This is a genomic window from Collinsella sp. AF28-5AC (genome assembly GCF_003457875.1).
GTDB lineage: Bacteria > Actinomycetota > Coriobacteriia > Coriobacteriales > Coriobacteriaceae > Collinsella.
Genome location: NZ_QRTA01000016.1, coordinates 27,992 through 41,596, shown reverse-complemented (window position 1 = coordinate 41,596; position 13,605 = coordinate 27,992). Strand labels below are relative to the sequence as shown.

The 13,605-nt window shown below is 58.5% G+C and carries 12 protein-coding genes; all 12 read right to left on the bottom strand.

The genetic code is table 11. The features are described from left to right. Positions 1 to 129 precede the first annotated feature (129 nt). The 12 genes from DWZ01_RS09155 to rapZ all read right to left on the bottom strand — a co-directional run bounded on the left by DWZ01_RS09155 (position 130) and on the right by rapZ (position 13,512). Positions 130 to 1,158 carry an ABC transporter ATP-binding protein gene (locus DWZ01_RS09155; protein ID WP_022094888.1) on the bottom strand — a complete coding sequence of 343 codons (1,029 nt, stop codon included), beginning with the start codon at positions 1,156 to 1,158 and terminating at the stop codon, positions 130 to 132. Further along, entirely contained in the window at positions 1,158 to 2,249 is a 1,092-nt protein-coding gene (locus DWZ01_RS09150) for an ABC transporter ATP-binding protein (protein WP_117564867.1), read from the bottom strand. Before DWZ01_RS09150 ends, DWZ01_RS09155 begins: the two co-directional genes overlap by 1 nt. A gap of 2 nt (positions 2,250 to 2,251) precedes the next feature. Then, positions 2,252 to 3,187, bottom strand: coding sequence for an ABC transporter permease (locus tag DWZ01_RS09145; protein ID WP_117640785.1), 936 nt, complete (start codon positions 3,185 to 3,187; stop codon positions 2,252 to 2,254). A 14-nt stretch (positions 3,188 to 3,201) separates the two neighbouring features. Beyond that, positions 3,202 to 4,239 (bottom strand): ABC transporter permease, encoded by a 1,038-nt coding sequence (locus DWZ01_RS09140; RefSeq protein ID WP_117758574.1) that lies wholly within the window; start codon positions 4,237 to 4,239, stop codon positions 3,202 to 3,204. Positions 4,240 to 4,396: 157 nt separating this feature from the next. Beyond that, positions 4,397 to 6,073, bottom strand: a complete 1,677-nt coding sequence (locus DWZ01_RS09135; protein ID WP_233506203.1) for an ABC transporter substrate-binding protein — start codon at positions 6,071 to 6,073, stop codon at positions 4,397 to 4,399. Between the two features lie 293 nt (positions 6,074 to 6,366). Continuing rightward, positions 6,367 to 6,621 carry a preprotein translocase subunit SecG gene (gene secG, locus DWZ01_RS09130; protein WP_006236144.1) on the bottom strand — a complete coding sequence of 85 codons (255 nt, stop codon included), beginning with the start codon at positions 6,619 to 6,621 and terminating at the stop codon, positions 6,367 to 6,369. A gap of 165 nt (positions 6,622 to 6,786) precedes the next feature. After that, the gene (gene gpmI / locus DWZ01_RS09125; RefSeq protein WP_117848747.1) at positions 6,787 to 8,340 is read right to left on the bottom strand and encodes a 2,3-bisphosphoglycerate-independent phosphoglycerate mutase; all 1,554 of its coding nucleotides are present in this window, start codon (positions 8,338 to 8,340) and stop codon (positions 6,787 to 6,789) included. A gap of 5 nt (positions 8,341 to 8,345) precedes the next feature. Continuing rightward, complete coding sequence (tpiA, locus tag DWZ01_RS09120) at positions 8,346 to 9,113, bottom strand: triose-phosphate isomerase (RefSeq protein ID WP_089572945.1); 768 nt, start codon at positions 9,111 to 9,113, stop codon at positions 8,346 to 8,348. Beyond that, positions 9,106 to 10,296 carry a phosphoglycerate kinase gene (gene pgk / locus DWZ01_RS09115; RefSeq protein ID WP_117848745.1) on the bottom strand — a complete coding sequence of 397 codons (1,191 nt, stop codon included), beginning with the start codon at positions 10,294 to 10,296 and terminating at the stop codon, positions 9,106 to 9,108. The genes tpiA and pgk overlap by 8 nt, the downstream gene beginning before the upstream one ends. 140 nt (positions 10,297 to 10,436) lie before the next feature. After that, positions 10,437 to 11,462, bottom strand: coding sequence for a type I glyceraldehyde-3-phosphate dehydrogenase (gene gap, locus DWZ01_RS09110; protein WP_117848743.1), 1,026 nt, complete (start codon positions 11,460 to 11,462; stop codon positions 10,437 to 10,439). 193 nt (positions 11,463 to 11,655) lie between these two features. After that, positions 11,656 to 12,585 (bottom strand): DNA-binding protein WhiA, encoded by a 930-nt coding sequence (whiA, locus tag DWZ01_RS09105; protein WP_117848741.1) that lies wholly within the window; start codon positions 12,583 to 12,585, stop codon positions 11,656 to 11,658. Positions 12,586 to 12,591: 6 nt separating this feature from the next. Beyond that, a complete protein-coding gene (gene rapZ, locus DWZ01_RS09100) occupies positions 12,592 to 13,512 on the bottom strand; it encodes an RNase adapter RapZ (protein ID WP_022094878.1) in 921 nt (306 codons plus the stop codon). Positions 13,513 to 13,605: the final 93 nt, after the last annotated feature.

The following is a 13,605-nucleotide window of genomic DNA, read 5'->3' as shown; positions in this document are numbered from 1 at the left end:
AGCCATAAAAAAGCCTCCCATTTCTTGTGTCCAAGAAATGGGAGGCAGTTCAGTGCGCAGCGGGGGTTTCTTGCATGTCCGAGGACGTTCTGAAAAGTAACACCAGGGCGGGCCCGGACAAACAACCGACTACAGGTCGATGTGCGATTCCTTGATCGGGAACGGCTCCGCGAAGTGGCAGGCGCAGCAGTGGCCCGGTGCGACTTCCTTAAACTCGGGAAGCTTCTCGGAGCAGATGCCCTGCGCGATCGGGCAGCGCGTGTGGAAACGGCAACCGGTCGGCGGATCCAGCGGCGACGGCGGATCGCCAGCGAGGATGATGCGCTTGCGGGTCTTCTGGATATCAGGATCGGGAACCGGCACGGCAGACAGCAGCGACTGCGTGTACGGATGGTGAGGCTCGCTATAGAGCGTTTTCCAGTCCGAAACCTCGACCATCTTACCCAGATACATAACGGCAACGCGATCGGAGATGTGCTGCACGACGGACAGGTCGTGGGCGATAAACAGATACGCCGTACCAAACTTGTCCTGAAGTTCCTTGAGCAGGTTCAGAACCTGGGCCTGAATGGAAACATCCAGAGCGGAAACGGGCTCGTCGCAGATGATCAGCTTGGGCTTCAAAGCGAAGGCGCGGGCGATGCCGACACGCTGACGCTGACCGCCCGAGAACTCGTGCGGATAGCGGTTGATGTGCTCGGGGTTCAGACCGACAACGTCGAGAAGCTCGCGGACGCGCTCGATACGCTCTTCCTTGGTACCCACGCCATGAATGGTCATGGGCTCAGAAACAATCTCGCCGATGGTCATGCGAGGGTTGAGCGAAGCATAGGGGTCCTGGAAGATGAACTGCATCTCGCGACGCATATCCTTGATCTCGTGCTTGCTCATCTCGGCAACGTCTTTGCCCTGGAAGAACACTTTGCCTGCCGTCGGCTTGGTCAGGCGCATGATGGTGCGGCCCGTGGTGGACTTACCGCAGCCAGACTCGCCGACCAGGCCAAAGGTCTCGCCCGGATAAATCTCGAACGAAATGTCATTCACAGCAGAGACGACACGCTTGGAGAAGCGCTTGGCGAACATGCCGGACTCAGCGGGGAACTCCTTAGAGAGGTGCTCGACCTTAAGCAGCGGAGTACGCTCGTTGGTATCTGCCATTACGCCTCGCCTCCCTTCTTGGAATCCTTGCGGGTACGGGACGTCTCAGGAGCGTTCTTGAGGAACTCGGGGTCACCGGAGTAGTGGCACGCAGAGTAATGACCAGACTCGGTAACAACGCGCTCGGGGCGCTGCTTGCGGCACTTGTCCGTCGCATAGGGGCAACGAGGAGAGAAGACGCAGCCCTCGGGCAGGTTCATGAGCGAGGGCGGGTTGCCGTGAATCGGCGTAAGCGGCTTCTTCTCATCGATAGCCTGCTCCGGGATGGAGCGGATAAGACCCCAGGTGTAGGGATGGCGGCTCTCGTAGAAGATTTCCTCAGCAGTACCGAACTCGACGGGACGGCCGGCGTACATAACCATGATCTTATCGGCCATATCGGCGACAACACCCAGGTCATGGGTAATCATGATGATGGCGTTGCCGTTCTTCTCCTGCATCTCCTGCATAAGCTCAATAATCTGAGCCTGAATGGTAACGTCCAAGGCAGTCGTGGGCTCGTCGGCAATCAGAATATCGGGATCACAGGCAAGGGCCATGGCGATCATGACGCGCTGACGCATACCGCCGGAGAACTGGTGCGGGTATTCGTTGACACGCTTCTCGGGCTCGGGAATGCCAACGAGGTCCAAAAGCTCGGTGGCACGCTTGAGCGCCTCCTGCTTGGAATAGCCACGGTGCAAGCGAAGACCCTCGCCCACCTGCTTACCGATCTTATAGACCGGGTTAAGGGAGGTCATAGGATCCTGGAAGATCATCGCGATATCGTTACCGCGAATGTGCTGCATCTCTTCCTCGGTCATTTCGAGGATAGAACGACCGCGATAGCGAACGTCGCCGCCCTCGATCTTTCCCGGAGGCATCGAAATGAGGCCCATGATGGTCATGGCGGTCACGGACTTACCGGAGCCGGACTCACCGACGACGCCCAAGGTCTCGCCGCGATCGAGCGTGTAGGAGACACCGTCGACAGCGCGAACGACGCCATCCTCGGTATGGAAATACATCTTAAGGTCATCGACCTCGAGCAGATGCTGGCCCTCGGGAACAGGCTGGTCCTTCAGGTCCACATAGTTCTTGTTCTTCTTCATCCTTATGCGTCCTTCATCTTGACGTCGAGGGCGTCGCGCAGACCGTCACCCAACAGGGTGAAGGCGAGCACCGTCGAGAGAATTGCCAGACCGGGCATGATCATCATCCAGGGAGCAGTCAGAAGATACTGCTGACCGTCCTGAATCATAGAGCCCCACGAAGGCGTAGGCGGAATAACGCCCATACCGAGGAAGGACAGGGCAGACTCGGTCAGAATAGCGCCACCAATGTTCATGGTCGCATAGACCACGATAGAAGCAACGGAGTTCGGGAAGATATGGCGCATAACGATACGCGCATCGGATGCACCCATAGCGCGAGCGGCGTCAACATAGTCGTTCTCTTTGACCGTCAGGATCGCGGATCGGAAGACGCGCGCAATCGAAGGCCAGCCGAGAATGCCGATGGCGATAAAGACATTCTGAAGACCACGACCGATAACGGCAATCATGGCAACAACGAACAGCACGTACGGGAACGCCAGGAAGATGTCCGCACAGCGCATGATGATCGTATCCCAGATGCCGCCATAGAAACCGGCCAGGGCGCCCATGACCAGACCGATCACCGTGGAGATGGCGGTGGCCATAATACCGACGGAAAGCGAAACGCGTGCACCGTAGATAACACGGACGAGAATGTCACGACCAAGAGAGTCGGTGCCAAACGGGTGCTCGGCACACGGAGCCAGCAGCGAAGTCTCGGCCATGGTCGTCGAGTCAGAAGCCGTAGGAGAGCCGAGCCAGGGCTTAGCCCACAGATCGGCGGTCAGGGCGACCACAACAACGATGATGATCCAGCAGACACCGATAACGGCGAGCTTGTTCTTACGAAGACGCTTAAAAGCGTCGCCCCACAGCGTGCGGGACTTGGCGGGAGCAGATGCGGCCTTGGTGGCGGTAGCCTGCTCCTGAGACTGAGAATCAGTTTCCTGCATGAGACGTACCTCCCTTAGGCCTTATCCGACGGACCGCCAAGGCGGATGCGCGGGTCGAGGAATGCATAGCTAATGTCGACGAGCAGGTTGATCACCATAACGACGACAACAATGAGCGTAACGCCGCCCATAACGATGGGCCAGTCGCGCATGCTAATGGCGCGGTAGACCTCGAAGCCGATGCCGGGCCAGTTAAAGACCGTCTCGGTCAGGATGGCGCCCGAAAGCATGCCGCCGAAGTCGACACCAATATAGGTAACGACGGGGATGAGTGCATTCTTAAGCGCATGCTTGATAATGATCGCGCGATTGGAGAGACCCTTGGCCTTTGCCGTACGGATGTAATCCTGGTTCATGACGTCAAGCAGCTGCGAGCGCATAATGCGGGCGGCATAAGCGGTCGAAACCGAAGCCAGCGTAATGGTCGGAAGCACATAGTGCATCCAATCCTGATACTGAGAGCTGGAACCGCCGGCACCCGAGATCGGCATGGAGAATGCACCGCCCGTGGCGTCCTTGAGAATGACGCCAAAGAACAGCTGCAGCAACATACCGAGCCAGAAGGCTGGGACGGCAACGAGAATCGACGTGGTGAGCGTTACCAAAATATCCCAGAAGGAATAACGCTTAACCGCCGAAATGATACCCGCACCGATACCCATGATTGCCTCGAGCACGATGGCGCACGCGGCAAGTTTGACCGTATACGGATACTTCTGGGCAAAGATTTCCGTAACCGGCAGCTTGCGCTGGTACGAATTGCCCAGATCGCCATGAAGCAGGCCGTTCATGTAATACAAGTAACGGTCCACGAGCGACGTTTGAACGGGGTCGCCGTTCTCGTCAAGGATCGCGTTGCCGTCCTCGTCCGTCTGGACCAGGTGATAGCGAACGCGAAGCTGAAGCTCCACCTCGGGGGACAGAGCCTTGTCTCCACCGATCAGCTTGATCGGATCTCCCGGCACGATATTCTGGAGGGCGAACAGAATCAGCGTAACGCCCAAAAACACCGGGATGAACTGAAGCACACGTTTAACGATGTACTTACCCATACCACTCCCCTATCTAGGGATTAACCTAAATGGGATGCCGATCGCCAGACCGGCATCCCAAAATTACCATCAGCCAGTTTACCCCAGGTTAGGGAGAACTGTATGTTTCCCATGAGGTCTACGTAAATACTTGACCCTCACGGAAGCTGCAAAACCCTTAGGCGAGCTCGGCGGTACCCAGATCGGCGTGCTTCTGCGGATCAACATAGAGATGCTTGACGCGGTCAGAGCCAGCGATGGTGTGCGTGTAGAACATCACCGGGATGACCGGGCAGTCGGCAGCGACCATGGCGTCGGCCTCCCGCATCTTGGCGATGCGCTCCTCGTCATCAACCGTGGTGCGGGCCTCGTCGACCTTGGCATCGAACTCGGGGTTGCTGTAACCGGAGCGGTTGTCGCCACCGAGGGAGTCGGAGTGGAACAGCGGGTACAGGAAGTTGTCCATGATCGGGTAATCGGCGATCCAGCCCAGACGGCCGAACTGATAGTTGAAGTTCTGATACTGCTCGAGCAGGGCAGACCACTCAGGGGTATCGGAGACAGCGGTAACGCCAACCTTGGCGAGGTCGCCGATGATGGACTCCATGATCTCCTTGTGACCACCGTCCTGGTTGTAGGAAAGGGTCACGCTAATGCCACGATCGCCGTTAGCGCCAGCGGGAGCGACTTTGTCGAGGTACTCGTTAGCCTTGTCGACGTCATAGGCGCAGAACTCCCATGCGCCCTCCTTGTAGCCGGCGATTCCCGGAGGAACAATACCGTCGGCGGGGGTACGGGTACCCTTGAAGATGGTCTTGCAGATGGCCTCACGGTTGATGGCCAGGGAGATGCCCTTGCGCAGGTCGGCGTTATTGAACGGCTCGGCCGTGGTGTTGCAGGTCAGATAGTACGTGGAAGGCTCGGCACCGAGCAGCATATGCTCGCCGTCACCCATGGTGTAGCCGTCCTTGGACTCGCCACGGTCCTTCTTGGCGGCGTCGATCTGAGCAACGGGAACGTCGCAGACATCGAGGTTACCGGCCTGGAACTCCTTGTAAGCGGTCTCCATGTCCTTGATGACCTGGAAGTGGATGCCATCGATCTTGGCCTTGTCGCCATAGTAATCGTCAAACTTCTTGAGGTTGATCTCCTGGCCATCCTCCCACTTACCGTCCATCATGAACGGGCCGTTACCGACCGGGGCAAGGTAGAAGCTCTTGACATCGGACTCGGCGCACTCGGGAACCGGGGACAGAGCCGGGTGAGAGGCGACGAAGGGGAAGTCGGCGTAAGCGGAAGACAGCTTGACGACGAGGGTCTCATCGTCGGGGCAGGTAACACCGCTGAGCTCGGTAGCGTTGCCGGCAAGCAGATCGTCATAGCCCTCAACCATGGAAAGGTGATAGGAGACCTCGGAAGGACCATACTCGGTGGCGATGGCCGACTTGGTGTTGACTAGACGCTCCCAACCGAGCTTGAAGGACTTGGAGGTAACGTCGTCACCGTTGTGGAACTTAGCCTTCTTGATCTTGAAGGTGAACTCGGTGGCGTCGTCGTTAGCCTCAAAGGACTCGCAAGCCAGCGGAACGATCTCGCCCTTCTCGGGGTCGTACTCCGTCAGAGCGTCGAAGAGCTGGTACTCGACCTGAGTGCCCTGATCCTCCTGGACGTTGTAGGGGTCGATGCAGACCGGGTTGTTGATGTAGAAGTTCAGCGTCGAACCGGACTCAGAACCGGAAGTGTCGCCGCCCTTCTTGCCGCATGCGGCAAGAAAAGCCATGGAGCTCGCAGCAAGGGTACCGCCGACAAAGGCGCGACGACCCATAACGGGCTGGTGGAACATAGAATCAGCCATGCCATCCTCCTTATGAGATAGGACAAAGAAATGTTCAGTCGGACATATGTCGAGACAATCCGATCCGAACCATCAAAACGCCGCCCGCTGCTATGGCTGGTTATGCACAACAGACCAACGTTTTGCAATACAGTAGCGCATTTTATGCACGATTTGGGGCTAATTCCGGTTAACGGTCGAGAATTTCTTTAGTTGGGCGAAGTATGTGGGGATATTTTGACTCTGTTACAAGTCTGTAAACAAAAAGGGCCCCGCACATGCGGGACCCTTTACAAACGTATATACGCCGATGCTTAGTAGCCGACGATACCCTGCGGGAAGAAGAACATGCACAGAACGACACACACGGCAAAAACGACGGCCATAATTACCGTCAGGCGATCGAGGTTCTGCTCCATGACGCCCGTGGCAGAGCTGGAGTTATACAGCGAGCTAGCGATCATATCCGAAACGCCGGTGCCCTTACCGGAATGCATCAGAACGAGAATCGTCAGCGCCACGGCAGAAACAGCCCAAACGACAAACAGAAGAATCTGGAACGGACCCATAGATAAGCTCCTTAATAGAACAACTCAAACTCCAGTACTGTACCACAACCTTCAACACTCCCCCACCTGCCATTTAGGGACGGGGTAGAAATGGCAGAAATACCAAAAAAGGGGGTCGTCCGGTTGTGGACAACCCCCTTACTAGAAAACGGTATTTGTTTTCTATTAGGCCTCGGTGGCGAGCACGCGACCCGTCATCTCGGCGGAAGGCTCAATACCAGCCATGGTGAGCATGGTCGGAGCGATATCCGAAAGACGGCCGTCCTCGATACCGGTGAGCTTGGCCTTATCATCAACGATGATGAACGGCACGCGGTTGGTGGTGTGAGCCGTAAACGGATGCTTGGAACCGTCGGAAGCAACGTCAAACATGTGATCGGCGTTGCCATGGTCGGCGGTAATCAGCGCAAAGCCACCCTTGGCGAGAATCGCCGGGACAACCTTGGACAGGGCATCGTCAACAGCCTCGACGGCCTTAACGGCGGCGTCGAAGACACCGGTGTGACCAACCATGTCGCAGTTCGCGAAGTTCACGATGTAGAAATCAGCGCGATCCTCGTTGATTGCGGCGACGAGCTTCTCGGTAACCTCGGGAGCGCTCATCTCGGGCTGCAGATCGTAGGTAGCGACCTTGGGAGAAGCGACGAGCACGCGCTCCTCGCCCTCCTTGGGCTCCTCGATGCCGCCGTTGAGGAAGAACGTCACGTGGGCGTACTTCTCGGTCTCGGCGGTGTGCAGCTGCTTCAGGCCATTGGCGGCGATAACGTCGGCCAGGACGTTCTCGGGGAACGTCTTGGGGAAGGCGACCTCGACGTCAAACGTCGGATCGTACTCGGTCATCGTCACAAAGTGCGAAAGCTTGATCTGCTCGCGCTCGAAGCCGTCGAACTCCTTGTCCGTGAACACGCGGGTCATCTGACGAGCGCGGTCGGGACGGAAGTTGAAGAAGATGGCCGCGTCGCCCTCGTGGATGCCCTCGTTGTGGGCAGCGAAGGGCTCGACGAACTCATCGCCGCGCGGATCCTTCTCGTAGTAGGCCTTGATACCGGCCACGGGGTCGGTATCGGCATCGGACGCGTTGACCATGACATCGTAGGCACGCTGGATGCGCTCCCAACGGTTATCGCGGTCCATGGCCCAATAACGGCCCGAGACGGTGGCAACGCGAGCGTCGCAACCGGTCTCCTCGGAGATCTTGGCCAGGAAGGCGCAGAACTCACTCATGTAACCGGCACCGGACTGCGGGTCAACGTCGCGGCCATCCATGAAGGCGTGGACGCGAACGGTCTTGACACCGTGCTCGGCAGCCATCTTGACCAGGGCCTCGACGTGGTTCATGTGAGAATGAACACCGCCAGGGCTCATAAGACCCATGAGGTGAAGGGTCTTGCCGTCAGCCTTGACGTCGTCCATAGCCTTGACGAAGACCTCGTTCTTGGCGATGGAGCCATCCTTGATGGCGTTGTTGATGCGCGAAAGCTCCTGGAACACGATACGGCCGGCACCGATGTTGAGGTGACCCACCTCGGAGTTGCCCATCTGACCGTCGGGAAGGCCCACGTCCTCGCCCGAAGCGCCGAGCGTAGTGTGGGGATACTTCTCGTACAGGCTATCAAGGAAGGGCGTCTTGGCAGCGGCGACGGCGTTCTCGCCATCGGCCGGAGCAAGGCCGCAGCCGTCCATGATAATCAGGAGTGCAGGAAGATGACGCTGTGCCATATGTCCTACTCGCCTGCCTTGACGACCATAGAGGCGAAGTCGGCAGCCTTGAGCGAAGCGCCGCCCACGAGGGCGCCGTCAACGTCGGGCTTGGCGACGAGCTCGGCAATGTTGCCGGGCTTGGCGGAACCACCGTACAGGACGCGGATGCCGTCGGCGAGCTCCTCGCCAAACATCTCCTTGAGGGTCTCACGGATAGCGCCGCAGACCTCCTGAGCGTCCTCAGCAGTAGCGGTCTTGCCGGTGCCGATGGCCCAGATGGGCTCGTAGGCGACGACGACCTGCTTGGGGCAGGTGATCTCAAGACCAGCAAGGCCAGCCTTGACCTGGTTCACGACGTGCTCGACATAGGTGCCGGCCTCGCGGACCTCGAGGGACTCGCCGCAGCAGAAGACGGGAACAAGACCGGCGGCAACGAGGGCCTTGGCCTTCTTGTTCTGGTCCTCGTCAGTCTCGTGGAAGTAGTCACGACGCTCGGAGTGGCCGATGATGCAGTAGGTGCAGCCAGCGGACTTGAGCATGTCGCAAGAGGACTCACCGGTGAAGGCACCCTTGGCCTCCCAGTACACGTTCTGTGCACCGAGGGCGATGGGGGCAGCCTGAATGCGGTCATGAACCGTGGTGATGTCGATGGTCGGAGGGCAGACGAGCACCTCGACGCCAGCCGGAACCTCGGGCAGAGCCTGAGCCAGCTCGTCGGCGAGCTTGGCGGCCTCGGCGACGTCGTTGTTCATCTTCCAGTTACCAGCGATAAGAAGGGTGCGATTAGGCATCGAGAAGCGCCTCCACTCCGGGCAGGGCCTTACCCTCGACGAGCTCCATGGAAGCGCCACCACCGGTGGAGATCCAGCTCATCTTGTCGGCCAGGTTGAACTTGTTGACAGCTGCGACAGAGTCGCCACCGCCGATGATCGAGGTGCAGTCGGCCTCGGCGACAGCCTCGGCGATAGCCTGGGTGCCGTGAGCGAAGTTATCGAACTCGAAGACGCCCATGGGGCCGTTCCAGAACACAGTCTTGGCACCCTTGACAGCCTCGGCGTAAAGTTCCTCGGTCTTAGGACCGATGTCCATGCCCTCACGGTCGTCAGGGATAGCGTCGGAAGCGACAACCTCGGGGACAGCGTCCTCACCAAAGTGATCGGCAACACGGTTGTCGATGGGGAGCAGGATCTTGACGCCCTTCTCCTCGGCCTTCTTGAGCATTTCGCCAGCGCGCTCGACCCAGTCCTCTTCCTTGAGAGACTGACCGACGGACAGGCCCTGAGCCAGGAAGAAGGTGTAGGCCATACCGCCACCGATGATCAGGGTGTCAGCAGAGTCGATAAGGTGATCGAGAACGCCGATCTTGGAGGAAACCTTGGAACCGCCGACGATGGCGACGAAGGGGCGCTCGGGCTCGGCGAAGATGCCGGTCAGCGTGTCGACCTCCTTCTCGAGCAGGAAGCCAGCGACGGCAGGCAGGTAAGCGGCGGGGCCCACGACGGAACCCTGGGCGCGGTGAGCGGTGCCGAAGGCATCGAGAACGAAGACGTCACCATAAGAAGCGAGCTTCTTAGCGATCTCGGGATCGTTCTTCTTCTCACGCTTATCGAAGCGGACGTTCTCGAGAACGAGGACCTTGCCCGGCTCGACGGCGGCAACGGCCTCGGCGGCCTTCTCGCCGTAAGTGTCGGCGACAAAGGTAACGTCGAGACCGGAGAGCTCGGCGAGCTTCTTGGCGACGGGCTCGAGGGACAGCTCGGGCTGGAAGCCGGTGCCATCGGGACGGCCGAGGTGGCTCATGAGGATGACGCGAGCGTTGTGCTCAACGAGATAGTTGATGGTGGGCAGGGCAGCCTTGATACGGGTGGTGTCGCCAACGACGCCATCCTTGATAGGCACGTTAAAGTCAACGCGGACGAGAACGCGCTTGCCGTCGACATCGATGTCGCGGACGGTCTTCTTGGTAAAGGCCATGTTTGCTTCTACCTTTCGTACGTGTCTGCCTCCCATTACGGCAGACGATTTCTTATAAAAAGGGCGCGACCCTAGGGTGTAAGCCCTATAAGGCCGCGCCCTTCTTTAGACGCTCAACGAGCTATTCGCTAAAAGCCAAATTAGGCAACGAACTTCTCGAAGTACTTGATGGTGCGGACCATCTGAGAGGTGTAAGAGTTCTCGTTGTCGTACCAAGAGGTGACCTGAACGAGGGTCTGGCCGTTGCCGAGGTCAGAGCACATGGTCTGAGTGGCGTCGAAGATGGAGCCGTGGGTCTCGCCGACGATGTCGCGGGAGACGATCTGGTCCTCGTTGTAGGCGAAGGTATCGGGGATGGTCTCGGCGTAGGCCTTCATGGCAGCGTTGACCTCGTCGACGGTGACCTTCTTGTCAACGACGGCGTAGAGGTTGGTCAGCGAGCCGGTCGGCGTCGGGACGCGCTGGGCGGCACCGATGAGCTTGCCGTTGAGCTCGGGGAGAACCAGGCCGATGGCCTTGGCAGCGCCCGTGGTGTTCGGGACGATGTTCTCGGAGCAGGCGCGGGAGCGACGGAAGTTGCCCTTGCGCTGCGGGCCGTCGAGCGGCATCTGGTCGCCGGTGAAGGCGTGGATGGTGGTCATGATGCCGGAGACGATGGGGGCGAAGTCGTTCAGGCCCTTGGCCATCGGGGCGAGGCAGTTCGTCGTGCAGGAGGCAGCGGAGATGATGTTGTCATCAGCGGTCAGCGTCTCATGGTTGACGTTGTACACGATGGTGGGCAGATCGCTGCCAGCCGGAGCGGAGATGACGACCTTCTTGGCGCCAGCGTTGATGTGGGCCTGAGCCTTAGCCTTGCTGGTGTAGAAACCGGTGCACTCGAGAACGACGTCGACGTCGAGGTCGCCCCAAGGCAGGTTGTTGGCGTCGGCCTCCTTGTAGATCTTGATCTCCTTGCCGTCAACGGTGATGGAATCCTCGCCAGCAACGACCTCGTGATCGCGAGCGTAGTTGCCCTGCGTGGAGTCGTACTTCAGCAGGTAAGCGAGCATATCGGGAGAGGTGAGGTCGTTGATAGCGACGATCTCGGAGCCCTCATGACCGAACATCTGACGGAAAGCCAGACGACCGATGCGACCGAAGCCGTTAATAGCAACCTTTACTGCCATTGTGTCTCCTTTCGTAAGGCCCCCGCGAGCTACAGCGCCCGCCGTTGAGGCCCACAAACTAACCACTCGCCTAATATACCTTTTTTTTGACTTGAATTTCACGAGAATGCTCGAAATTGAAAATCAAATTTGCGTTAAAACGCTTTAAAGAATAAAATAGCAGCTAAATCCGTATATAAGTCGATACTTTAACCTACCTGTTTGCTTCAATGAGCTTTTCAAGCCTCAAAACTCGATGGTAGAGGGCAGACTTCGACAAGGGAGGGTCAGCCATCTCCCCTAAATCACGCAGCGAAAGATCGGGATAGCGCTCGCGCAGGTCGCAAAAGACCGCCAAGGCATCCGGAAGCGTGTCGCGCAAACCCCGCTGTTCGAGCTCATCGATAAGCGCAAGCTGATGTTGGGCAGCACCGGCGCTTCTGGTCTGGTTGGCGAGCTCGGCGTTCACGCGACGGTTCACATCGTTCTTAACCAACTTGACCGCGCGCGCCTCCTCAATCTCGGCAACGCTGCGCTTGGCACCAATCAGCTTTAAAAGATGCTCGATTTCCTCGGCACTCTTAATGTACACGGCATATGACCCCCGCCGTGCATTAACACGAGCATGGACCCCAACCTGCTCCAACAGATCGCAAAGCCCCTTGGCATATTGCTCGCCCTGCACCGCGATCTCCAAATGAAAATCGCCGCGTGGATCGGCCACGAAGCCGCCCGCGATGAGCGCGCCGCGGATATAGGCAAGTCTACAGCAAGGACGGGCAACGATATGTCGGGGCACGCCGGCAACAAGTCCTCCCCTACGGTCGAGGATACCCAGCAGCACCAGAGCCTTATCCAGGTCGGGTTGATCGGGCAAGGTGATGAGGTAGTTTCGAACCTTATGCAATACAGATTTACGGACGGTGAACTCCGTTTTGAGCTTAAGGATGCGATGCGTCAGCGTGATCATCGTGCGCGCAACGGCTCCCGTCTCAGTCGCAACCGTCAAACGATACCGCCCAGAGCCGGTAAGCGAGAGCGTACCGCTCACGCGCGTGAGGGCGGCAAGCGTCGACAAATCGCAGTATTCACATTCGGGTTCGCAGCGCGCAAGCTCGTCGCGCACCTCAGCGGTAAACGACATGCAGGCCTATGCCTTCGTGTTGGCGCGCGACAGGTCGCGATGGGAAATGCTCACGTGATATTGGGCGCCTTCCAAATAACGTGCCGTGGCTTCGGCAATGGCAACGCTGCGGTGCTGGCCGCCTGTACAGCCGATGGCGATAGAAAGCTGCGGCTTGCCCTCCGCGATATAGCCCGGCATCACCGTATCGAGCAGCTGTGTCCAAGCCTTCCAAAACTCCTGCGTCTTGGGATGGTCCAGAACAAAATCGGAGACCTTTTTATCGAGACCGGTCATCGTGCGCATCTCGGGATCGTAGAACGGATTAGGCAGGAAGCGGACGTCGATCATAATGTCCGCCTCGACGGGCATGCCGTGCTTAAAGCCAAACGAGAACACGTGGACGTCCATGAGCTGCTGGTCGGACAGCTCGGAAAATGCCATACGCAGCTTGTTGCGCAGCGCAGAGGTGCGCAGACGGCTCGTGTCGATAATCATATCGGCTCGGTCGCGCACGCCCTGCAGCTGAAGGCGCTCGCGCTGAATGGCATCGGCCGTAGTCTCCCCCGGCTTGGCAATGGGATGACGGCGGCGATTTTCGCTGTAGCGACGAATCAGCACCTCGTCAGAAGCCTCCAGGAACACGATGTCGCAGCTCATCTCGCGCTCTTCGAGAGCGGCGACCGCATCGAGCAACTCGTCAAACAGTCCCTGGCTACGCAAATCGCAGGTGACGGCGAGATGCCTGCCCACGCCCGTATTGATGCCGACGAGCTCGGCAAGCTGGGCGATGAGACGCGGAGGCAGGTTATCGATGCAAAAATAGCCCATGTCCTCGAACACGTGCATGGCCTGTGTGCGGCCTGATCCGGACATTCCGGTGATGATGACGATATCGGGGATGCGCTCCGAGCGCTCCGCCGCATCCATGGCATCTCCCTTTTGCATGTGTTGCCTCCCGAAAACAAGCGCGGGACCCAGCAACCCGGATCCCGCGCGGTCAATTGCCTATATTGAGTATACCGCCCCGAGCGGATACGA